We start from the raw sequence: 22,905 nt of genomic DNA, 5'->3' as shown, positions 1-22,905 counted from the left end.
TAGGAATATCGTTCCTGACTTTCGCCATCACGCGTTGGTTATTCAATGACTACACAGAAGTACTGGGCTTTGTTCCTTGGATTTCCGGTGCCGGCGTCTTGCTCATTTCGTCGCTCCTCGTCGAGCGATCCCTTACCAGAGCCTCATTGACCTCACGCACTCCAACTGATGACAAACAGTAGTTCCCATTGGTTCCATAAATACCTCCAGTAAAATACTGGAGGCATTCTTGTATTACACACCCTAGCTTGCGCTAAATAACCAGATCACTCGATCAATCGTCGTTCATTATTGGCAGTCGCATGTGCTCCATTTGGAGTGGAGCTTAGCTCCGGGGACCATATCCAAGCCGTCAAACGATCGTTTTAGTGCGGACCGCATGCCGTTCCGGTGTAACGCACTATCCGACCGGTTTCCCGTTTTCGCCCAGCACCGCTTGACCGTCTGTATGCAGTGGGTTCTTGGTCGTTGGTATCCAGGCGCAACGCGCCTGCATGCCCGATTCCGCTTGTTCATCCCTGATCATCACGGAGACTAGTGACCACTGTCCATCTTCAGTTATTTCGCTGACAGCATCGGGTCCGGCCATGTAGCCCATCATTGCTTGAGACTTCAGAGGCATCTTGCTCTTGGCATTCGGGGCAGAATAAATCGGGATTGAAACCGCGATAGTCTCCCCCTTTGCCTCCGGATGACAGTAACCGCCATATCCCCCAGGCTGGTCCGTACGCACAAGATGGTACAGGTCATCGCCTGCAAACTTTTGGACGCCTACCGTTCGTTCCTGCTTCAACGGACCATTTTCAGAACACGCAGTATCTTGGAAGTCGCTGCGTAGGTACTCGGTGATCTTGACGCCTCGTTTGGCAGGGACAACACTGCGAACTGTTGATCCGCAATTATGCGTATAAGCGATCTCGCCGGGAACCTGAACAGGTCCCTGTTTGGTAGCTACCCACGCAATATAGTGTTGCCAATAAGCGTTGCCGGAGGTGTTCGTAAACGCTGCGACGGCATCATCTACGCCGTCACCGTTCAGATCCGCATAAACAATCTTGCCAAGCTCAAAACTGCTGAACTCGTCACTGGCTTTCGAGTCAACAAGCTTTACTTTGCTGTCTTTCTCCGACGCAGCCAACGGGTCAATCCAGGTTGTATTTCCAAGATCTGCATCGCGTAGAGACTTGATCGCAGGCGCCGTTTTACTTGGCGAGGGCACAAGTGTGGGCGTAGTAGTCTTCAGCTCAGAATCGGGTGAACCACAGCCAGCAAGCAGTAGGCCCAGAGTTGCGACAAAGCCGAAAATCTTTACTCCACGAGATGCATTGATCATGCTCAGATAGTATCCGAATATCAAAACGCCTCATAAAACCATGAGTCATCAACACGACATCATTACAGCTTTGGTTAAAAACGCTGGCCCCGGACTTCCCAAAAGAGAACTCCAGGGCCAGAACGCCGTAGCTGAAGTGTTAGGACTAGAGTCCCAGCTTCTCCATCACGATTTCACGTACGCGGCCGGCGTCGGCCTGTCCGCGGGTAGCCTTCATAACAGGGCCCATCAGCGCACCGATGGCCTGCATCTTGCCGCCCTTGATCTTCTCGACGACATCAGGCATCGCAGCCATGGCATCATCCACGGCCTTGCCCAGTGCGTCATCGTCGTTCACTACAGCCAAGCTGCGCTTGTCAACGATTTCGCTTGGGGTGCCTTCGCCAGCAATGACAAATTCCAGTACCTGGCGAGCGATCTTATCGTTGATCTTCTTGCCCTCAATGAGCGAGTTCAGTTCAACGATGGTCGCAGGAGTAACGCCCAGAGCAGCGATGTCCTTGTCCGCAGCCTTGGCCAGACGAGCGATCTCGCCCATCCACCACTTACGGGCTACAGCGGCACTCGCACCAGCAGCAATGGTTGCTTCGATCTCGTCGAGCACACCGGCGTTGACTACGTCGCGGAATTCCTTGTCCGCGTAGCCCCACTCAGCCTTCAGTCGCTTGCGACGCTCGGCTGGTGGTTCTGGCAGACGGCCGCGCAGCTCTTCGATCCACTCAACGGTGGTGACGATAGGCACCAGGTCAGGCTCTGGGAAGTAGCGGTAGTCATCAGCATCTGACTTTGGACGACCCGAGGTGGTGCTACGGGTATCTTCATGCCAGTGGCGGGTTTCCTGAACGATCTTGGCTCCGGAATCCAGCACCGCTGCGTGACGCTCGATCTCGAAGTGCACTGCGTGCTCAACGGCGCGCAAGCTATTAACGTTCTTGGTTTCGGTACGGGTACCGAACTTCTCGGCGCCCTTTGGCATCAGCGAAACGTTGGCGTCGCAACGTACGTTGCCGCGTTCCATCTTGGCGTCCGAAACACCCAGGTTCTTCACGATTTCGCGCACTGCAGCCACGTAGGCCTTGGCCAGCTCTGGTGCGCGCTTTCCTGCACCCTCGATGGGCTTGGTGACGATTTCCACCAGTGGCACACCTGAACGGTTGTAGTCCACCAGCGAGTAGTCAGCACCCTGAATACGACCGGTTGCGCCACCCATGTGGGTCAGCTTGCCGGCGTCTTCTTCCATGTGGGCACGTTCGATCTCAACGCGGAAGATTTCGCCATCTTCCAGCTCAACGTCCAGGTAGCCGTCGTAGGCAATTGGATCTTCAAACTGGGAGGTCTGGAAGTTCTTTGGAGTGTCCGGGTAGAAGTAGTTCTTCCGGGCAAAGCCGCACTTCTCGGCGATCTGGCAGTTCAGTGCCAGGCCGATCAGGATGGAGTACTCCACGGCGGTCTTGTTGACCACTGGCAGTACGCCGGGCAGGCCCAGGTCTACCGGGGTGACGTTGGTGTTCGGCGCATCGCCAAAGGCGTTCGGTGCGTCGGAGAACATCTTGGTCTTGGTGTTCAGCTCAACGTGGACCTCAAAGCCCAGTACCGGATCGTAGCGATCCAGTGCTTCGTCGAAGTCGACCAATTCATCGGTGTAGTTGCTCATGATCTCTAGGCCTCCTGCGCGATCGAAGCGGTGTCAATGGCTGGTGCCTGCGAGATCAGCGACTGACCCCACTGCTTTTCCAGCAGGGTTTCCAGTGCGGCGCCGGCACGGTACAGACGTGCGTCTTGGAAGGCCGGAGCCAGGAACTGGATGCCTACCGGCAGGTTCTCGGACAGGCCGCCAGGCACGGTGATGCCTGGGATGCCAGCGAGGTTAGCCGGGATGGTTGCCACGTCGTTGAGGTACATGGCCAGCGGGTCATTGTCGTTGGCGCCCAGCTCAAAAGCTACGGTTGGAGCGGTTGGCGAAATCAGTACGTCAGCCTGCTCAAACGCGGCGTCAAAGTCACGCTGAATCAGGGTGCGGACCTTCTGCGCTGAACCGTAGTAGGCGTCGTAGTAGCCGGCGCTCAGTGCGTAGGTACCTAGGATGATGCGGCGCTTAACCTCATCGCCAAAACCAGCGGCACGGGTGGAACCCATAACCCGCTCGATGGTCATCGGACCCTCTTGTGGAAGCACACGCTTGCCAAAACGAACACCGTCGAACTTGGCCAGGTTGGAGGATACTTCCGAAGGCATGATCAGGTAGTAGGCGCCCAGCGCGTACTTAAAGTTCGGGCAGGAAACCTCAACGATTTCTGCGCCGGCAGCCTTGAGCAGTTCCAGCGACTCGTTGAAGCGTGCCTGCACGCCTTCCTGGTAGCCCTCGCCCTGCAGTTCCTTGATGACACCAACACGCAGCCCCTTCAGGTCTCCGGTGGCGCCAGCCTCAGCGGCAGCAACCAGACCTTCAAGGTCCTTTGGCAGTGAGGTGGAATCCTTCGGATCGTGTCCGCCGATCAATTCCTGCAGGTAAGCCGAGTCCAGCACGGTACGCGATACCGGGCCGATCTGGTCCAGCGAGGAAGCCATAGCGATCGCACCGTAACGCGATACCGCGCCATAGGTTGGCTTCACGCCAACGGTGCCGGTGACAGCACCTGGCTGGCGGATGGAACCACCGGTGTCGGTACCCAGTGCCAGTGGAGCTTCAAAAGAAGCCACTGCAGCAGCCGAGCCGCCGCCGGAACCGCCAGGAATGCGGTTCAGGTTCCAAGGGTTGCGAGTCACACCGTACGCGGAGTGCTCGGTGGAGGAACCCATGGCAAATTCATCGAGGTTGGTTTTGCCAAGCATTGGCAGCTTGGCAGCACGGATCTTCTCGATCACGGTTGCGTCGTACGGGCTCATCCAGCCTTCGAGCATCTTTGATGCTGCGGTGGTTGGCTGGCCCTTGGTGACGATCAGGTCCTTGATGGCGATGGGCACGCCGGCCAGTGGGTGCAGTGCTTCTGCGTCGGCGCCGCCTGCGGCACGGATGGCGTCAACTTCTGCTGCTACGGCGAGCGCCTCTTCGGCGTTCACGTGCAGGAAGGCGTTGAGCGCGCCGTCCACTTCAGCAATGCGATCCAGGTGCGCCTGTACTGCCTGCACGGAAGTGACTTCGCCAGCGCGCAGCTTGGCGGCCAACTCGGTGCCGGAAAGCTTAATCAGTTCGTTCATGAAATTATTCACCGTCCAGAATTGCTGGGACCTTAAAGCGGTCCGAATCAGAATCTGGGGCGTTGAGCAGAACTTCGTCGATGCTCAGCGTCTGCCCCACCGTGTCTTCGCGCAACACATTGGTCAGCGGGATTGGGTGGCTGGTGGCTGGGACGTCGGAGGAGGCGACTTCGCTGACGGACGCAATGGCACCGACGATAGCGTCGAGCTCACCGGTCATTTTGTCCAGCTCTGCGCCGCTCATCTCGATGTGGGCAAGGTGTGCCAGATGCACAACGTCCTCACGGCTGATGGCAGACATGTATCTCCCTTAAATGGCGGTTTGGTTTCATAGACAAGTCTATCCCTTACGCGCCGACCATCAGACCTTTATGTGCCCGGTTCGTTATGCTGTGCGCAATACCAAACCAGTGAGTTCTTGGCCCAGCGCGTTCTCCCAGTAGCCGATGACCCCATCAGCGCTGGAAGCGCCGGATACTGGCTTGCGGATGATCGCGGCCTCTTTGCCCGCAGGGTTGCCGTTGACCTTGATCCGTGGATCATCGGTGAATGACTCACTATGGTGCTGGGGTGCGGTCTTGCCAGCGAGCAATTGACGCGCTTGGGCGGCAAAGACCGGGTCGCCGGCAGCATCGTAAATGTAGCGCGGACCTAAAATGGCGTGCTCGCTGATGCCGATCAGGTGCTTTTCTCCCCCGGGCAAGGGTGCACCACGGTAGGTGAGCGGCAGGTGGTAAACCACGTCAGAAGTGTCCGAATGGTCCGCGTAGATACGTAGTTCTATCCCAACTTCACCTTGCGGGTCTTCTAAGCGGAAACCGCCGATGTGCTGAAGTTTTGGGGTGCCTTTACCCGTATAGAAGTTCTGCTTGGGCAGCCAAGCGGAAACCAACTCGTTTTTGGTTGGCGACATACTGGTGTTGTAGACAATTCCCATGCGCTTAGTCTGTCAATTGCATCATTGCGACACAAGTCCTGAGCAACGTTCCTTGACTGCGTCCTGCTTTACTACTTAGCTGCTGCTTCAAGCATGGACTTGACCAGCGGGCCAGCGCTTTGCGCGCCACCGTCACCATCTTCAACAAACGCCGCAACGGCCAAGTCGCCTTGGGCAACGATGGCCCAGGCGTGAGCGTTGCGCTCGCTGTCATATTCTGCGGTGCCGGACTTGCCGATGATCTTTGCCCCGCTCAAGGAGTTCAGATCCTTCAGGGTTCCGTGATCAATGACCTCGGCCATCATGTCGGAGAGTTGTTTGGCTTCATCTTCGGTGAGAGCTGAGGCTGCCTTGGCTGGGGCCTTGGGCTCAGGTGAAGTTACCAGCTTAGGCTGGACGGTGGACTTGGCCTGGACCGAGGCGACCACGGTGGCCATACCCAGTGGCGAAGCTTCCACTACGCCCTGACCAATCATGTTGGCCGCCTGAGTGGTTCCTTCTGAATCATCGGGCACCGAGCCGAGCACTGCGCCAACACCGGTTCCGTCTTCGCCGGTCAATCCTAGGGCTGCGGCAGCTTCAGAGAGCTTCTTGCCGCTGATTTTTGAACCTTCATTGATGAAGACGGTGTTGCAGGATTGAGCAATGGCTTCGGACAGTGGGATGGTTCCAAGCTCGGCTGCTGGATAGTGGTCATAGTTCTTGAATGTTTTGCCGTCCACGGTGGTGCTGGCGGTGCACTCGACCTTGGTATTTGCGGTGGCCCCGTCACGAACCATTGCCAGCGCACTGATTACCTTGAATGAGGAGCCAGGTGCGTAGGATCCCTGAAGCGCGGTGTTCAGTCCGGAGCTCACCGGGCCTGAGGAAGCAGCGAGAACACTGCCATCTGATGGGCGGATCGCAACAATACCGGAATTTGAATCCGCGTCGGCGATGAGCTTATCTGCAGCCTTTTGCAGATCCATGTCCAAGGTGGTTTCCACATTTTTGCCGGCCACCGGCTTGGTGGTGAACAGCTCCGCCTGGGCCTCGTTGGCTTTGTTGTAGCGCGAAACCTTGATGCCGTCGGTGCCCGAAAGAGTGTCATTGTAGGCCGACTGCAACCCGGAGGTACCAACCTGGTCACCGCTCTTGATCTTGCCGTCAGACTTCTTGATGATTTCTGCGGTTGCTTCGCCCACGGCGCCTAGGAGCGGTCGGGCAAATTCGCGAGTGGGAGCCAACGGAATTTCATCGTTGGTGAAGGTTGCGCCCTCAATCGCCTTGATCTCGTTGTCGCTGACCTCACGACTGGAATCATCGCGTAAGACGATCGCTGGCACCCAGGCCTTGTCGCCAGCGGCCAGCACGGTGCTCACATACTGGTCTTCGTCAATGTCTACGAGCTTGGCTAGTTTTTTAGCCGAGGCTTTCCAGTTGGCTTTCTCGGTGCGGGTCTTATCCAGACCCACACGGATTACTGGCCGGTTGGTGACGATCTTGTCGCCACCGGCGGCAGTGATGCTGCCGCGGTCCGCTACTTCCACAGTGGCTTTGAGGTAGTCCCCTGCCTGCAAGTCCGGGGCAAGCACTGCTGGGTCGAAGCGCAGCTTCCACGCGTCGGCGTCTTTATCAAATTCCCAGACGGCTTTGGTGGTGTAGCTGAAGTCTTTGTCGGTGTCATCAACGTCCCACACGGTGGTGATATCGGCCGTCGCGGTTTTGATGCCGTCCGTTTCTTCCTCGTCCTTGGCCACTGAACTCACGGTGCTGCTGTGCTTAACTTCGCCCATGGAACCAAAGGCGGTCTTTTGTTCACTGGCCGCAGCTTGTGCATCGGAGCTTGCGAACTGGACGTCGCTGAAGTCACCGGAGTTGATTGCCGAAGCTAGGGCGTCGGCGGACGGTGCTGGGTCCGGTGTTTTTGCGCTGCACGCACTGAGGGAGCCCAAGGCTAGGGCGGCAACTGACAGGGCAACAACACTACGACGAAGAGCACTCATGGAGCCATTCTATTCATGCTGACAGGCCGGTTCACAATAACCTGTCGGTCTGCCTCAGATTATTTCTTTCGAGTAGACCACCAGCTTGATATCGGTACCGGGCACCGTCCAGTCGCGCTGTGAATCGTGCACAAAACCCATAGATTCATACAGGGCTCGAGCTGTATTCCAGCTCTGCCCAGTAGTCAGGCTCACCGCGCTGATATTTGGCAGACTGCGAGCACGATCAATGCTGGCTTGAACCATGGCTCGGCCCACTCCGCTGCGCTGCGCCGAAGGGTCAACACTGAGCATGCGGATCTCCAATTCGCCAGGACGTGCAATGTCCGCGTAGTCGCTGCCTACTTGGATAAGAGTCATGGAGCCAAGGATCTGAGCATCGCGGCGGGCAACATAAATTTCGGTTTGCTCGGCACGCTCTGCGACCTTTTGTGCAAATTTCAGATACTCGTGGTCGGGACTGTCAAAGTGTCCGGCGGCAAAATAGGAGCTCGCGGTCAGCTCCCCCACCCGCTGGTAATCCTGGGGCGTGGCCAGTTCTATGAGTATTCCGCCGTGGACGCTTGTGAAAGTTTCTGCCTCATTCATGGTGCTTCAAGTGTGCCACGGTCTGCGCAGAATTAGACGAGAGAAATATTGACTCCGGGCCTTGCACAAAGGTTTGTTAATAGAGTTAACTAACCTCATGAGCTCCGAAACTGTCTTACGTCGCGACGGAACCTTTCTGTCGCACGGTGGCGCCGTCCTGCCGGCGCACGGCAGGGAGCAGAACTTGTCCCTAGTGTTGCAGACCCTGATGGAGCACGGAGCGCTGAGCCGAGCTGAGCTTTCTCGTGCCACCAAACTCACGCGAGTCACCGTCTCGGAATTAGTGGCAGAACTTCTGCTCCGGGGCCATGTCATTGAAACCGGTCCTAAAGAAGGAAAACGCCCGGGCAAGCCAGCAACGCTGGTGGATCTCAACCGCCCTGGGCTGCGCATTATCGGCGTGGATCTTTCCGGAATTCTCCCGTTCCGCGCCGCCATCATGGATCTTGATGGCACCCTACTTCAAAGCTTCACCTTGGACAGCCATGAGCAAGGAGCCACCGGCGAGACTGCAACTGCCCAGCTGTTAGAACTCGTGAATCAGGCCCTGGCTCAGTGCACGGAGCCAGTATTAGGTATTGGCATTGGCACACCCGGCATCGTGACCGAGCAGGGTGTTGTCCGCTTAGCCGAAAAGTTCGGCTGGGTCGACTACGACCTACGCAACAAAATCCAGCAAGCTACGAACATAAAAACCCATGTTCTTAATGACGCAGACTGCGCCACCCTTGCTGAGCACACCTTCGGGCACGGCAGTGAACATATGCTGCTGCTTCGACTGGGGCGAGGTGTGGGTTGCGGCGTGATCACCCACAACACCTTGGTGCGCGGTTCGAAATTTGCCGCGGGCGAACTCGGCCACGTTAAACAAGATCCTACGGCGAACAAGCCCTGTAGCTGCGGTGAGACAGGTTGTTTGGAAGCCTACGCGTCAGTACCCGCCATCCTTCAGGCAATAGCTTCTGGGCAGCCTGCCGAAGAAGTCGGGCAGCAGGCGAGCGTGGCTCTAGCCAACGCGTTGGCGCCATTGATCTCGGTGCTCGATATCCGCAATGTCATTTTCACCGGACCGCCAGAAGTAGTTAATCCGCAGATGGCTCAATGGTTGTTAGACGCCCTTGCTGAACGTTCGCGGACCGCTCGTGGCGAAGATTTCCAACTCAACATCAGTGATGACCCCGAGCATCTGGTGTTACGTGGCACAGCAGTCAACGTACTGTTCCACGAACTAGGCATTTCATAACCAACAACAGAACGGAGAGTACACATCATGCGCGTGCTCGTAGGTGAATCAGCACAAGAGGTAGCAAAGATCGCTGCCAGCAGCGTCCTTGAGGGCCTGGCCAACCACGGCGCTGGGCGGACACCGGTCCTTGGCTTGGCCACCGGGTCCTCTCCCCTAGGCCTGTACCAGCAGCTAGCTGCCGCAGTTGACGATGGCCGCGCCGACTTTTCGCAGGCCCAAGGTTTTGCACTCGATGAGTACATCGGCATTCCCGATACACATCAGCAGTCCTACCGACAGACGCTGATCAATGAAGTCTGCAATGTGATCGGGCTGCCAGCCAAGTCTCTACACACCCCCGTGGGTCTGGGCGAATCGTTAGAAGAGATCGAAGCCGCCGCATCAAACTACGACAAGTCGATTGCCGCCGCTGGAGGCGTCCAGGTGCAAATTCTTGGCATTGGTTCCAACGGGCATCTGGGTTTCAACGAACCCGGATCCGCACTACGTAGCCGCACCAGAGTTAAGCGACTGGCAGCCAAGACCCGTCACGACAACGCTCGGTTCTTTGACGGAATCGAGGGCGTACCAACCCATTGCGTCACCCAAGGTCTAGGCACAATCCTCGAAGCCGGGCGGTTGGTTCTTGTAGCCAACGGGGCTGGCAAGGCCGAGGCCATCACCGCTGCCGTCGAAGGACCACTGACAGCTTCCTGCCCCGGATCGGTTCTGCAGCTACACCCCGACGCGGTAGTTGTACTGGACGAAGAAGCTGCAGCTGGACTGAAACTTCGCGAATACTATGCAGATGCCGCTGCTGGACTTTCCGATATACAGTTACGCCTGCAATAGAACGGGCCCTGATGTGCCCTAATGTGGCAGACTGACAGGCATGGCCGTGTATTTTGAATGTTTCACCAAAACGGAGATGACCCGCGAGCAGCTCTTCGAAAAATCGTTGAGCATCGATGCTCACTCTGGTTCCATGGCCGAATCCGGCGAGCGGGCAGTTGATGGTGTGGTTACCGGACAGATCGCACTGGGTGAGCAGGTCACCTGGCAGGCAAAGCATTTTGGCCTGCCCGTTCGAATGACCTCAGAAATCCTTGCGCTGGATGCCCCAAGATCATTCACCGATCAGCAGGTGCGCGGACCATTCAAGAAGTTCCATCACGTCCACGAATTTTTTGAGAGCACAACGGGCACCCTCATGGTGGATAAGATCCACTTCGAAGCCCCGTTGGGCCCGCTTGGGTGGCTGGCCGAACGCCTGGTGCTCAGCTGGTACATGCCGAAACTGATCCGCATGCGCAATGCGTATCTGATCAATTCCGAACACTAGAATTTCAGGTGTGCCATTGATCAGCACTTCCCTACACCAGCAAGGCTTTTAGACTTTGACGCAGATCGCTTCGCCATCCAGCGCATTGGTACGCAAGATCGCTTTGATCGTTTCCCACGTACTTTCACCGATTATTTTGGCGACATTGTTGCTGTTGCTCGCGCCGCTGCGTGATGCCTCGATTGCCTGGAGTGAAGCAGTTCTTGCCGCAGTATTTACCACGATCCTTCCGTGGCTGATCCTGGCGCTAGCCAAGCTGCGCGGCGCAGTTACCGACATGCATGTCACCGTGCGTCGTCAGCGTCATCTGATTTACGCGATGACTGCCACGATGATCATTATCGGTCTGATCATCTTGTGGTTGATCAATGCCAGTGCCGGAATTTTCCGCGAAGTGTTCTGCATCTTGCTCGGTTTGTTTACCGTTGCGGTCATCAATATTTGGTGGAAAGTCTCGGTCCATCTGGCGGTGGGCACCTACGTCATCTTGCAGGTGGCCAGCCAGAGAGCCGACCTACTGCCTGCGGTCTTGCTCTTTATCGCAGTGCTCTCGTGGTCCCGGCTTCGAAGCTTCCAGCACACCGCCACACAAGTGTGCGGCGGTGTAGCCGTCGGCATCCTCATCCACTATGCCCATGAGGTCATGGCGCTGTTCGTGAACTAGTTGCGAATTATTAGCTAGTTGGCTCAGTGAGCTTGGCTGGGTCCACCAGTCCGGCGTACTGCCAGCCCGGATAGGTTGCAGGTCTGCCCACAGCGCATCCAGCTTCTTCAGCAATCAGTGCGCCGGCAGCCCAGTCATATTCTTGGGTGCCGTATTCGGCGTAGGCGTCCAAGGACCCCTGAGCAACGAGGCATAGGTCAAGGGCCGCCGAGCCGATGCGCCGAACGTTGACGTAATCGGCAAGCATTTCTTCCAATACGCGGGCTTGGAATTGACGACGCTGCGCGTCATAACCAAAACCGGTGCCCAGGATTTTGGCCGGTGAATCTACCGGGCCGCTGAGCTTGGTCAGCTTGCCGGTACGCAAGTCCTGCTTCCACGCTCCCAATCCCTTGCCCGCGAAGTACTCCACTTGCAATGCCGGGGCGACAATCGCCGCGGCGACCCAAGTTTCGGTTCCGTCTTCTTCGAGCTGGCAGGCGCCCACTGATGAACAGTAGTAAGCAATGTTGCGTACGAAGTTGATGGTTCCGTCCAACGGGTCAATGCTCCAACGCACACCGCTGGGATTCAGTGGTTTAGCGCTTGGGTACTCTTCGCCGGTGAGCTGATCGTTAGGTCGCGAGGTGGTGATGGTGGCTCGAATTGCTTCCTCCGAGGCCCGATCAAAATCGGTCACCCAGTCCCCAACGGCTGACTTATCACTGATGTTAAATTGGGATTCGTCACGGCCGGCTAGTACTTCAGCACCGGCTGCTGCGGCCCGTCGAGCCACCAGCACCAGTGGATCGTGAGTAATTGCTTTGTCCATCGTTAGCCTTCCGTAGGTGCGGCGAGGGCTACCTCGCGCGCTGCATCTGGTCCTTGGTCAAGGAGCACAACAAATCCGGCTTCATCCAGCACTGGTACACCCAGAGACTGCGCCTTATCTAGCTTGGACCCGGCAGCTTCGCCGGCAACTAAGAAATCGGTCTTCTTCGAGACGCTACCGGTCGCTTTACCACCGCGCACGATGATGGCTTCCTTCGCGGTATCGCGCGAGAAATTCTCCAAAGTTCCGGTCACCACGATGGCCAGAGACTCAAGATTTTTGGTGATGTTTGCGTCCTGCTCGTCTTTCATCTTCACCCCGGCTGCTTGCCAGGAGGAGACGATGTCGCGATGCCAGTCGACTTTGAACCAGTCCACTAGGGCTTCGGCGATAATCGAGCCGACAGAGTCAATGTCGCTGAGTTCAGCCTCGGCATTACCTGAATTCAGGACTTCTAGCAGCGCGTCCATAGATCCGTATCGGGTGGCAATTGCACGCGAAGCATTGGGTCCGACGTGACGGATGGACAAAGCCACCAGTACGCGCCAGAGCGGATTTTCTTTGGCTTTCTCCAGCTCATCAAGCAGTTTCATGGTGCTTCGAGTGGGTGCCGAAGGCTTCTTGGCGGTGGCTTTGGAGTAGAAGTACGGGACCAGTTCAAACTTTCCGGTACCTTCGCCCTTCACTCGCTTTTCGCGCCAGACCATTACCTCGCCGAGCTCTTCGAGCTTGTCTTTGAGATTGAACAGCTGCGCTTCATTGTGCAACGGACCCGGACCAGCAGGCAGGATTACTCCGCCTTGGGTAGCAGGGTCTTCGCCCGGACCGCTGGTCAAAGCGGCCGCGGCTTCGTAGCCTAAGGCTTCAATATCTAGTGCACTGCGACCCGAGAGGTAGGCAACACGCTCAGTGAGCTGTGCAGGGCAAGATTCGGCATTGAGGCAGCGGATATCCACGTCGCCTTCTTTGGCTGGCGCCAAAGGTTCACCGCACGATGGGCAGTGAGTGGGCATGACAAAGTCGCGTAGTTCAGTATTGCCCTCACGAAGTGGCAAGACCGGGCCAACGATTTCTGGGATGACATCTCCAGCTTTGCGTAGGATCACCGTATCGCCGATTTTCACGTTCTTGGCAATAACCACTTCTTGGTTATGCAAAGTTGCACGGGCCACGGTTGAACCGGCCACAAGTACTGGCTCCATGACACCAAAGGGAGTAACACGTCCGGTGCGACCAACCTGAACTTGGATGTCCAACAGTTTGGTGTGCACTTCTTCTGGTGGGTATTTGTAGGCTACGGCCCAGCGTGGCACACGAGAGGTGTAACCGAGCTGTTCTTGGGTGGCCAGGTCATTAACCTTGATAACAATGCCGTCAATGTCATGGATCAGGTCATGGCGTTTTTCCCCATGTTCGGCAATGTAGTCTCTAGCCTCAGCTCGGCTATCAACTACTCGGCCATACGGTGAAACGGGAAGGCCCCAGCCACGCATGAGCTCATAGGCTTGGGACTGCTCGGTCATGTCGAAGTCGCGGCTGCGTCCTAGCCCGTGGACAAACATTCTCAGCGGGCGCTTTGCAGTTTGTTCCGGGTCCTTTTGGCGTAGGCTTCCGGCCGCTGCGTTGCGAGGATTGGCCAACGGCGCTTTGCCCTGAGCAATCAACATTTCGTTGTAAGCGTTGAAGTCATCGGTGGCAATGAATACCTCACCACGTACTTCAAATTCTGCAGGCCAGCCTGAACCGGTCAATTCTTGGGGAATATCGCTGATGGTCAAGGCATTGTGAGTGACATCTTCACCGGTGGTGCCATCACCACGGGTGGCGGCGCGGACCAACTTACCGTCTCGGTAGGTCAGGTTCAGTGCCAGTCCGTCGATCTTGACTTCGCACAACCATTTAACTGGGCTTTGTGGGTGCAGGCGTTCGGCGTTGAGCTGGGCTCGTTCAAGCCATGCTTCGAGTTCGTCGAGTGAAAAGACGTCTTCCAGCGAGTACATGCGGCTGGCGTGAGTGACCGAGGCGAAGGCGGCAGAAACTTCGCCACCAACTTCTTGGGTGGGTGAATCCTGTCCGGCCAAGATCGGGTATTTCGCCTCGAGTAGCTGCAGCTCATGGAACAGTGCGTCGTACTCAACGTCGGAAATCAGCGGGGCATCATTTTGGTAGTACGCATCGCGGTGCCCGCGAATCTGTTCAACCAACTGTTCGTAGCGGGTCTTTTCAGCTTCCGGCGGAGCATTGGTGGTCTCAACTGGGGTTACGGAATTTTCACTCACATATCCAATTGTGCCCCACTCAATGCCAGAAGCGCAGACTTGACCTGTTAGTTTTCGGCCGCCAACACATCAATGACGATGACTGCGATATTGTCTCGTCCGCCAGCTTCAAGCGCTGCCCCGGTCAAGACCTTGGCTGCTTCAGCACGGTCTTTGAAGTTGACCAGAATGGTCTGCAAGATGTCTTCGGTCAGTTCGCCGGAGAGTCCATCACTGCACAACAAATAGCGGTCCCCGATGCGCGGTTGCAGCACGGTGACATCTGGCTGGCTTTCCGCCCCAGCGCCCAAGGCCCGAGTGATGAGGTTGCGATGCGGGTGGTTGCGCGCTTCAAATTCGGTGATCTGCCCAGCATCAACCATCTCTTGGACGGCCGAGTGGTCACGGGTGAGCTGTTGCAATGCTCCGTCGCGCAACCGGTAGCCACGAGAGTCCCCCACATTGACCAGCAAGAGGTTTGGGATGTCTTCGCTGAGTACCGTCAGTGGTGCGGTGCTCGGGGTCGAATTGGTGCGGTGGTTTTTTAGTAGCTCCGGAGTAATCTTTGAAATCACGTCGGTATTGATGTTCATGGAAAAACTTGAAGTCCATGGTGGCACGGCCGCCACCGGTGCGGTGACATTATCTCGGCCCTGGTCTGGGGCCTTAATCTGAACCAGCGCGCAGAGCGTGGTTCCGCCGCGAGCTTCCAGAGCTTCACGGATTCGGTCATCGGCCAGTTGCACCTGGCGCTGCACCTCGGCCACGGTGGGAAGTTTGCGTACCGATGTCTTATTGGCGAAGGTGCAAATTTCTTGCATGGTTTCCACCGCAAGCTGGCTAGCAACTTCCCCGGCTTCGTGCCCACCCATGCCGTCAGCTACCGCATATACGATGTCGTGCAGCAGGATCCGGTCCTGGTTTTCGGCACGTTTGCGGCCCACATCGGTCAGCCCGGCAGCAGCAAGCGTAAATGGAACTGTATTTGGTTCGGCGTTCATCAGTCAATCACCAGTCCGGCTCCCTCGCCAGGCGAGAGTTCATAAGGTTGAATGTCACCGAAGCCACGCACCGCGGTAATTTCTTGGGCAGTGAGCACAAAGCGAGCGTCGTTGCGCAAGGTATTGGCGGTGATCGCGTCGGTGAGTACCGCTCCTGGCTCAGCTAGAGAGGTTAGTCGCGCGGCCATGTTGACGGTGGGACCGTAAATGTCGCCAAGTCGCGAAAGCACACGACCCCAGACGACCGCTCCACGCGTTTGTGGAAACAGTTCGTCCTTGGCTAGTTCGCGAGACAGCGAGAGCGCGATAAGGGCGCCTGCCTGCGGAGTTTCGGCCACATAGAGCACTTCATCACCGATGGTCTTGACCAAACGTCCACCACCCACAGAGATAACCTCCGCACATTTGGCTTCAAAGCGTTGGACCAGTTGCGCCAGCGTGCGTTCGTTCATCCGCCGTGACAGGGAGGTGTAGGAAACCAAGTCAGCAAAACCGACGGCACGAGCAAGCGGCAACGGGGTGCCACCGTCAGCGTCGGTGGTGTCCTGTTTGTAAGCAGCCACACCGGTTTCCACACGCAAGGCCATTCGGTGCACCGCAGAGTTCAGCTGGCGGCGCCACGAATAAAGCAGTAAGTCTTCAATGGCAGGGATGATGTCTGGAAGCATGCCAAAGAGCTGACGGCGGGCTTGGCGGTCAGACATATTTTGGTTTGCGATCATGTCTTCCACCAAGGCTTCGATCTGCCAAACCACCATACGGTCGGTCATCTGCCCCACCGAACGCATCAGCGAAATGGCGGTCTCTTCGGTGAGTTTTCCTTCGCGCACCATGTCCACCATGGTGCCCAGGGCTGCCTTGTCCGCTTTGGTGAAGAAGACTTCATCGTCACTGAGTTCAGGGAATCCGATGGCGCGCCAAAGTTTGCGCGCAGAGTGCAACGAAATTCCGGCTTCAGCGGCTACTTCGCGGCGGCGGAATTCGCGTTGGCCACCAATAAGACGGTTCTCCAGGGAGGCGACGTTGTCGCGCACCGCATCAGGAGTGTGGGCCGGAATGCGCAGCGGGCCTTCCATGGCTTGGGCCAGTTCCAGGATCGGATCTGACTCGCCCGGGGCTTCAACGACAGGGTGTTGACGGGCTTCGCGGGCGGCCTGTGCGGCGGACTGCGGAGAATCCGGCCGGGGTGGATTGGTGTGCTCGGTGCTCATGCCCCCATGCCTTCACTGTTCGTCGTTTCGGTGTGCGCCGCACCGGGATTGTTTCGTAGGTTGGTCATCGTTTCCACGGCCAATGAGCGGAAGTACCCAACGGCCGGTACGTGGGAAATGCGAACATATCCTTGATTCATCACGATATCCAAGGTCCCCGCTCGTGTCATCGCGTTATTGGACTTCGCGTAGGCAACAAGATCACGAACCGTAAATAATCCTACAGATTGCAGTTTGCCTTGGCTGTAGGTGGAGCGGAACATGATCCGTTCGGTGGTCAGCACCACCAAGCTACGCGTCCAACGAATCCACGGAAGCAGTACCCAGATGAGCACCAGTGCCGCCCACAGCACTACGCTCACGATCATCCAGACGTTGGCATTGTTAGCCAACCAATCCGAGAGGTCCTCACGTGAGAGGTAGCCCAAGGCAAAAGTGCACAGGGCGGTGAGGATGAGGAAGACGGTGATCGGCTGTCGCAACACCCGGGAGTGCTCGCGAGTTTTGATGACCACTCGCTCCCGTTCATGTAGCGGCAACTTCATCGTATGGGTCCTCGCCCCTCCCCTTCAGACATAGTGCTTCGGTCAGTACCTTCAATAATAGTCCCGGTACTAGGCCCAACACCTATTAGGCATACTTTCCGTCGGCGCGCCGCACATGGTGCACGTCCCCGGCCAGTACTTCTCGGCGCTTGCCTGCTGCGTCTTCTAAAATCAGTGCGCCATCTGCGCCAAGCTGAACTGCTGTGGCTTCAATGGTGGAACCGTCCGGGAATTCTACGCGTACTAGATGTCCCAAGGTTGCCAGTTTGGCGCTGACCATTTGGTGAAGTGACTGGCCATCAAATCCAGGCAATGGCAAGTGGACAGATCCGGCAACTTGGCGGAAGCTGCGATCCAATCCGACCAGCTCTTTGAGGTACTCGGCCAATAGCTCGGTGCGGTCGATCGAGCCAGAGCTAGCGAGGCGAAGCGAGGTTGCGGTAGGTACCGGCAATTCTTCTCGGTCTTGATCCACGTTCATCCCGGTACCGATGACTACGCCATAACCGTTGGCCACCGGTACCAGTTGAGCAAGGATGCCGCAGATTTTGAATTCTCCAGCAAGCAAGTCATTGGGCCACTTGATACTTACCGGAACTTCAGCGACGCGTTCAGCGGCTCGACTCCACGCCAAGGCTGCGATCATCGTGTACCAAGACAGTGCCTCGGTCGACACATTGACGCCGGGAATCACAAGCACACTGACGGTGATTGATGAGCCTAACGGGGTTACCCAACTACGGCCCAGTCGACCTTTTCCTGCTTGCTGATGTTCGGTGAAGTAAACACTAAGGTGCCCGGCTTGGCCGGCAGATGCCAGGGTCGCTAGTTCCGTGTTGGTAGAACCGGAGACCGCCTTAAGCTGCACAAGCCCCAGCTGCAACTGATCGGTGAGCTTGGTTAAGCGACTCGGATCAATAGTGGCGCGGGCGGTGTCAGAGGAATTATCCATAGCTAAACCCTAAGACACCGCCAACTGAGTCAACGCGAGTTTAGAGGAAGATGTCTTCCACCAATGGCACCTCGGGCTTTAGTGAATACTTCTCCAAATCGGTAACGCCGGCAGATTTCAGCACCTGGCCATCGGTGAAGAAGTTTCCACTCAATGTTTGCGGGTTGCTGCTCAAGATGGCCATCGCGGCATCGGCGACAATTTGTGCGTCGCGCGCCCCCTGGATCATCTTTTGCCCACCAGGCAGGTTACGAATGGCCGCGGTATCAATCAGGGTTTCAGGCCATAGTGAGTTCACACCCACGCCTTCGTCCTTCAGTTCCTCGGCCAGACCTAGGGTGGTGAGCGACATGCCGTATTTGGCCATGGTGTAGGCCAGGTGTTCTCCGGCCCACCGCGGGTCAAGGTTCAGCGGTGGAGAGAGTGTGAGGATATGTGCGTGCTTTGAGGCACGCAGGTATGGAAGCGCGGTTTTGGATAGCAAGAAGGTTCCACGGACGTTGATGTCCTGCATCAGGTCGTAGCGTTTCATATCTACCTGGTCAGTTTTGGCGAGGTTGATGGCTGACGCGTTATTCACCACGATGTCGATTCCACCAAATGTTGCCACGGCTTCATCAACTGCTCGTTGTACGTCGGCGTCGATACGAACATCGCCAACCACTGCTAGGCCTTTACCGCCGGCCTGATTAATTTCTTGTACTGCGGTGTGGATGGTGCCTTCGAGGCTGGGGTGTGGATCCGAGGTTTTAGACAGCAACACCACGTTGGCACCGAGTGCACCGGCGGCTTTTGCTATGGCTAATCCGATACCGCGGCTTCCGCCGCTCATCAAGATTGTGCGATTCTTGAGGCTCTTCGCATCAGGGGCGATCTGAGTTCGAGGTTCATTAGTCATGTGATCTAGGTTACGCGAAGATTCTCCGCTAAGCTACTGTACAGTAACTTATTCTGGCGTGCCACGCACTGGATATCTTTCCAATTTGTAAGATTCCTACAATCAGAACTCGCGTTTCCCCAGTTAGACTGGCTTAGATGACATTTTTCTTGTGTCATTCCTACACATTGAAGACAACTCGAGGGAGTCGAAGGCATGACGCAGGGCAGAACCGAGGCAGACGAAGCGATCGACCTGTCCACCACCGCCGGCAAACTCGCTGAATTCCGCCGCCGCCAGAAACTCTCCGAGGCACCTAGCGGCCAGGCAGCTATCGAAAAGCAGCATTCCCGTGGCAAGAATACCGCCCGCGAACGCATCGAGATGCTCATGGACGAGGACTCTTTTGTCGAATTTGATGCTCTAGCCGTTCACCGTTCCACCGCCTTCGGAATGGAAAAGAAGAAGCCCCTAGGCGACGGCCTGGTTTCTGGCTACGGCACGGTTGACGGTCGTTTGGTTGCCGTCTACTCCCAAGACTTCAGCGTTTACGGCGGATCGCTCTCGCAGGTCAACGGTGAGAAGATCGTCAAGGTTCAGGAATTTGCGCTGCGCAACGGTTGCCCAGTTGTGGGCATCCTCGACGGTGGTGGCGCTCGTATTCAGGAGGGCGTAGCCTCGTTGGCGATGTTCGCTGATATCTTCCGCAATAACGTTCACGCCTCCGGCGTAGTACCTCAGATCTCCTTGATCATGGGCCCTTCAGCTGGCGGTGCGGCCTACTCCCCTGCCTTGACTGATTACGTGATCATGGTCGACAAGACCAGCCACATGTTCATCACCGGTCCAGACGTGATCAAGACCGTCACCGGTGAAGAGATCGACATGGAAACTCTCGGTGGCGCGCGTCAGCACAACGCCAACACCGGTACCGCTACCTACTTGGCTAGCGATGAAGAAGACGCTGTGGAATTCTGCAAGGAACTGCTGGACTTCCTACCTTCCTCAAACCTTGCCGATGCACTGATCGCAGAATTTGATGAAGATCTGGAAATCTCCGAGGAAGATCTCGGACTTGATACCTTGATCCCAGACTCCGCAAACCAGCCTTATGACATGCGTAAGATCATCGAGTCCATCGTGGATGACGCACACTTCTTTGAGATGCAGTCACTCTACGCACCAAACGTGATGATCGGTTACGCCCGCATTGAAGGTCGCACCGTAGGCATTGTGGCTAACCAGCCAATGCAGTTTGCCGGCACCTTGGATATTGCGGCCTCCGAAAAGGCCGCCCGCTTTGTACGCAACTGCGACGCCTTCAATATCCCAATCCTCACCTTCGTGGATGTGCCAGGCTTCCTCCCGGGCAAGGATCAAGAATTCCAGGGCATCATTCGCCGCGGCGCCAAGTTGCTTTACGCTTACGCCGAAGCCACGGTGCCAAAGCTGACCGTCATTACCCGCAAAGCCTACGGCGGAGCGTACATCGTGATGGGCTCCAAGAAGCTCGGAGCTGACCTCAACTTGGCTTGGCCAACCGCGCAGATTGGCGTTATGGGCGCCCAGGGTGCGGTAAACATCCTTTACCGTCGCGATTTGGCAGCGGTAGAAGCTGAAGGCGGCGACGTCGAAGCTCGTCGCAAGGCCATCATTGATGACTACGAGGCTGAGTTGCTCAACCCGTACCAGGCTGCCGAACTCGGTTACGTTGACGCTGTTATCGCGCCAAGTGATACTCGTGTGCAGCTGGTTCGAGGACTGCGAGCGCTCCGCGAGAAGCATGCAGTCTTGCCTCCAAAGAAGCACGGCAACATCCCGCTGTAAGCGTCACCGGTCAAACATTCGAGCACTACCAAGGAGCAAGCCAATGGAACAGGACGCCGCGAATACTGCAGTTCCGCAGATCCGTGTGACCAAGGGCAATCCCACCGCTGAAGAATTAGCAGCGGTCACTGCACTGCTGTGCGCGCTAGGGAATGCTCCTGCTCAGCAGAGTGAGACGGCAGCTCCTGAGAAAAAGCGGGCAACGCGGATGCGCAAGCGTCGTGCGCTGACTCCTCGTTTGGGTTGGACCATCGGGCGCCGGTAATTTCTGGCAGCACGCACTAAACATCACTCAAGGCTTGATGCTCTGTTACTCAGAGCATCAAGCCTTGAGTTTTTTGCGTCTCGAGGACATTGAAGTCATGTTCGCAGTCTTCGTGCCCAGATGAAATCAATGATTTTAGTCAAAAAGCAGATGTAAAACTCTTCAACAAATCTTTCATATCAACTAGTGTTAGCGTCATGACATCATCCTCCTCGCACCGCGAGCCTTCAGCAATCGACAAGATTGCTGAAGACTTCTTCACCCAGAGCCTTGAGCTCACCCCTGAATGGGGCGTTTCACTAGGTATAGCCGGTCACGAGTCCGACTATGGTGACTACTCCCCCTTGGGCACCACTGGGCAAATTCGACTTTTACGTGACACTTTAAGTGCACTGGCTAATTCAACTGCCGCTGATGCCATCGACGAGGTCACCCTCGACGCGATGACCGAGCGGTTGAGTTTGGAATTAGAAATCTTGTTCTCCGGGCGCACGGAACTGAACAATATCGCCAGCCCCGCACAAGAGATCCGCTCCATCTTTGACTTGATGCCTCAAGAAACAGCTGAGGATTTTGCTTTCATCGCTCAGCGTTTGGAAAATCTTCCGGCTGCAATTGACGGTTACATTGCTTCACTGCGGGACTCGGCATCCAACTCGCTGGTTCCTGCCAAGCGGCAGGTTCGTATCGTCAACACCCAGTGCATCGATTACGCCAAGGATGGCGGCTTCTTTGATCAGCTAGCCGCCTCAGGAAAAAAGGTCGACGCTGGTCTTGAGGAACGTCTGGCAAATGGTGCCAGCCTTGCCAAGGACGCCTATCGCCGGTTGGCAGAATACCTAGAGAGCGAATTACTTGCTCAGGCCCCTGAACAAGATGCGGTGGGTCGTGAATACTACTCGCTGATGTCGCGTCGTTTCCTTGGGGCCACTGTTGACTTGGATGAGACCTACGCATGGGGCGTGGCCGAACTCGACGCCATCATCGCCGAGCAGCAGCGTGTGGCGCAGCAGATCAAGCCAGGTTCCACCATTGAAGAAGCCAAGCGCGTACTCAATGAGGATCCAGCTCGAAAGCTCAGTGGTACCGACGCACTGCGTGAATGGATGCAGGGCAAAGCGGACCAGGCTATTGCGGACTTGTCGAAAGAGCACTTTGACATTCCGGCTCCCATGGACCGTATTGAGTGCATGATTGCGCCTACTGAAGATGGCGGCGTGTACTACACCGGACCGTCTGAAGACTTCAGCCGTCCCGGTCGCATGTGGTGGTCGGTGCCGCCAGGCGAAGACCAGTTCACCACGTGGGCCGAGCTAACCACCGTGTACCACGAAGGTGTCCCCGGACATCACCTGCAAATCGGAACAGCACAAATGCAGGCAGCCACACTTAATAGCTGGCGCCGGTTGATGTGCTGGGTATCTGGCCAAGGTGAAGGTTGGGCTCTTTACTCAGAGCGCCTGATGCATCAATTGGGTTACCTCGACGATCCGGGCGATTACATGGGCATGCTTGATGCGCAACGTTTGCGCGCAGCTCGCGTTGTTTTTGATATCGGAGTTCACCTTGGCTTGCCGGTGCCAGCACAGTGGGGCCAAGGCATCTGGAACGCAGAGAACGGCTACGAATTCTTGAAGAAGAATCTGGATCTGTCTCAAGGCCAACTCGACTTTGAATACAACCGCTACCTCGGATGGCCCGGGCAAGCACCGTCATACAAGATCGGCCAGCGTCTATGGGAACAGATCCGAGATGAATATGCCGCTACCGAGGGTGATTCCTTCTCTCTCAAGGCCTTCCACACCTCAGCTCTACAGCTGGGCTCAGTCGGTCTGGACACCTTGAAGCGCGCGCTACTTAAGTAAGTATTGCCAAAAAGCCAGGGC

General features: G+C 56.5%; 21 protein-coding genes. 7 read left to right on the top strand and 14 right to left on the bottom strand.

Annotated features, from left to right (window positions below; translation table 11 throughout):
• Positions 1 to 400: 400 nt before the first annotated feature.
• From AC1Z3F_RS01570 to AC1Z3F_RS01540, 7 genes are all read right to left on the bottom strand, one after another.
• Positions 401 to 1,333: a hypothetical protein gene (locus AC1Z3F_RS01570; RefSeq protein WP_483566416.1), complete on the bottom strand. Its 933-nt coding sequence runs from the start codon at positions 1,331 to 1,333 to the stop codon at positions 401 to 403.
• A gap of 145 nt (positions 1,334 to 1,478) precedes the next feature.
• On the bottom strand, positions 1,479 to 2,987 hold the full coding sequence (gene gatB, locus AC1Z3F_RS01565; RefSeq protein ID WP_483566415.1) for an Asp-tRNA(Asn)/Glu-tRNA(Gln) amidotransferase subunit GatB: 1,509 nt from the start codon (positions 2,985 to 2,987) through the stop codon (positions 1,479 to 1,481).
• A gap of 5 nt (positions 2,988 to 2,992) precedes the next feature.
• Positions 2,993 to 4,531 (bottom strand): Asp-tRNA(Asn)/Glu-tRNA(Gln) amidotransferase subunit GatA, encoded by a 1,539-nt coding sequence (gatA, locus tag AC1Z3F_RS01560; protein ID WP_131090106.1) that lies wholly within the window; start codon positions 4,529 to 4,531, stop codon positions 2,993 to 2,995.
• Between the two features lie 4 nt (positions 4,532 to 4,535).
• On the bottom strand, positions 4,536 to 4,832 hold the full coding sequence (gatC, locus tag AC1Z3F_RS01555) for an Asp-tRNA(Asn)/Glu-tRNA(Gln) amidotransferase subunit GatC (protein ID WP_022875011.1): 297 nt from the start codon (positions 4,830 to 4,832) through the stop codon (positions 4,536 to 4,538).
• A gap of 84 nt (positions 4,833 to 4,916) precedes the next feature.
• Complete coding sequence (locus AC1Z3F_RS01550; RefSeq protein WP_483566414.1) at positions 4,917 to 5,468, bottom strand: maltokinase N-terminal cap-like domain-containing protein; 552 nt, start codon at positions 5,466 to 5,468, stop codon at positions 4,917 to 4,919.
• 71 nt (positions 5,469 to 5,539) lie between these two features.
• Positions 5,540 to 7,453 carry a penicillin-binding transpeptidase domain-containing protein gene (locus tag AC1Z3F_RS01545; RefSeq protein WP_131090108.1) on the bottom strand — a complete coding sequence of 638 codons (1,914 nt, stop codon included), beginning with the start codon at positions 7,451 to 7,453 and terminating at the stop codon, positions 5,540 to 5,542.
• Between the two features lie 54 nt (positions 7,454 to 7,507).
• The gene (locus AC1Z3F_RS01540) at positions 7,508 to 8,041 is read right to left on the bottom strand and encodes a GNAT family N-acetyltransferase (RefSeq protein WP_131090109.1); all 534 of its coding nucleotides are present in this window, start codon (positions 8,039 to 8,041) and stop codon (positions 7,508 to 7,510) included.
• Between the two features lie 97 nt (positions 8,042 to 8,138).
• Between AC1Z3F_RS01540 and AC1Z3F_RS01535 the strand changes: the two genes are divergently transcribed.
• From AC1Z3F_RS01535 to AC1Z3F_RS01520, 4 genes are read left to right on the top strand one after another with little or no spacing between them, the layout of a single operon-like run.
• Positions 8,139 to 9,284: an ROK family transcriptional regulator gene (locus AC1Z3F_RS01535; protein WP_483566413.1), complete on the top strand. Its 1,146-nt coding sequence runs from the start codon at positions 8,139 to 8,141 to the stop codon at positions 9,282 to 9,284.
• Positions 9,285 to 9,311: 27 nt separating this feature from the next.
• Entirely contained in the window at positions 9,312 to 10,118 is an 807-nt protein-coding gene (locus tag AC1Z3F_RS01530) for a glucosamine-6-phosphate deaminase (protein ID WP_483566412.1), read from the top strand.
• Positions 10,119 to 10,158: 40 nt separating this feature from the next.
• The gene (locus AC1Z3F_RS01525) at positions 10,159 to 10,608 is read left to right on the top strand and encodes an SRPBCC family protein (RefSeq protein WP_483566411.1); all 450 of its coding nucleotides are present in this window, start codon (positions 10,159 to 10,161) and stop codon (positions 10,606 to 10,608) included.
• A 55-nt stretch (positions 10,609 to 10,663) separates the two neighbouring features.
• Entirely contained in the window at positions 10,664 to 11,272 is a 609-nt protein-coding gene (locus tag AC1Z3F_RS01520; protein WP_483566410.1) for a hypothetical protein, read from the top strand.
• A gap of 10 nt (positions 11,273 to 11,282) precedes the next feature.
• Here the strand turns inward: AC1Z3F_RS01520 and AC1Z3F_RS01515 are convergent, their stop codons facing one another.
• The 7 genes from AC1Z3F_RS01515 to AC1Z3F_RS01485 form a co-directional block, all read right to left on the bottom strand.
• Entirely contained in the window at positions 11,283 to 12,083 is an 801-nt protein-coding gene (locus AC1Z3F_RS01515) for an inositol monophosphatase family protein (protein WP_483566409.1), read from the bottom strand.
• A 2-nt stretch (positions 12,084 to 12,085) separates the two neighbouring features.
• Positions 12,086 to 14,362 (bottom strand): NAD-dependent DNA ligase LigA, encoded by a 2,277-nt coding sequence (gene ligA, locus AC1Z3F_RS01510; protein ID WP_483566408.1) that lies wholly within the window; start codon positions 14,360 to 14,362, stop codon positions 12,086 to 12,088.
• 47 nt (positions 14,363 to 14,409) lie between these two features.
• Entirely contained in the window at positions 14,410 to 15,342 is a 933-nt protein-coding gene (locus tag AC1Z3F_RS01505) for a PP2C family protein-serine/threonine phosphatase (RefSeq protein WP_483566407.1), read from the bottom strand.
• Positions 15,342 to 16,553 carry an adenylate/guanylate cyclase domain-containing protein gene (locus tag AC1Z3F_RS01500; protein WP_131090117.1) on the bottom strand — a complete coding sequence of 404 codons (1,212 nt, stop codon included), beginning with the start codon at positions 16,551 to 16,553 and terminating at the stop codon, positions 15,342 to 15,344. The genes AC1Z3F_RS01505 and AC1Z3F_RS01500 overlap by 1 nt, the downstream gene beginning before the upstream one ends.
• Entirely contained in the window at positions 16,550 to 17,098 is a 549-nt protein-coding gene (locus tag AC1Z3F_RS01495) for a hypothetical protein (protein ID WP_483566406.1), read from the bottom strand. Before AC1Z3F_RS01495 ends, AC1Z3F_RS01500 begins: the two co-directional genes overlap by 4 nt.
• An 85-nt stretch (positions 17,099 to 17,183) precedes the next feature.
• Positions 17,184 to 18,050: a biotin--[acetyl-CoA-carboxylase] ligase gene (locus tag AC1Z3F_RS01490; protein ID WP_483566405.1), complete on the bottom strand. Its 867-nt coding sequence runs from the start codon at positions 18,048 to 18,050 to the stop codon at positions 17,184 to 17,186.
• A 40-nt stretch (positions 18,051 to 18,090) separates the two neighbouring features.
• Entirely contained in the window at positions 18,091 to 18,948 is an 858-nt protein-coding gene (locus AC1Z3F_RS01485; protein WP_483566403.1) for an SDR family oxidoreductase, read from the bottom strand.
• Between the two features lie 195 nt (positions 18,949 to 19,143).
• Between AC1Z3F_RS01485 and AC1Z3F_RS01480 the strand changes: the two genes are divergently transcribed.
• The 3 genes from AC1Z3F_RS01480 (at position 19,144) to AC1Z3F_RS01470 (ending at position 22,884) form a co-directional block, all read left to right on the top strand.
• Positions 19,144 to 20,754: an acyl-CoA carboxylase subunit beta gene (locus AC1Z3F_RS01480; RefSeq protein WP_131090121.1), complete on the top strand. Its 1,611-nt coding sequence runs from the start codon at positions 19,144 to 19,146 to the stop codon at positions 20,752 to 20,754.
• A 43-nt stretch (positions 20,755 to 20,797) separates the two neighbouring features.
• Positions 20,798 to 21,019, top strand: a complete 222-nt coding sequence (locus tag AC1Z3F_RS01475; RefSeq protein WP_483566402.1) for an acyl-CoA carboxylase subunit epsilon — start codon at positions 20,798 to 20,800, stop codon at positions 21,017 to 21,019.
• A 197-nt stretch (positions 21,020 to 21,216) separates the two neighbouring features.
• Positions 21,217 to 22,884: a DUF885 domain-containing protein gene (locus tag AC1Z3F_RS01470; protein ID WP_131090123.1), complete on the top strand. Its 1,668-nt coding sequence runs from the start codon at positions 21,217 to 21,219 to the stop codon at positions 22,882 to 22,884.
• The last annotated feature ends 21 nt before the right edge of the window (positions 22,885 to 22,905 follow it).

The sequence above is a fragment of the Glutamicibacter sp. MOO4 genome (assembly GCF_056934395.1).
The sequence above is the reverse complement of the archived record's forward strand: the minus strand, read 5'-3'. Positions and strand labels throughout refer to the sequence as shown.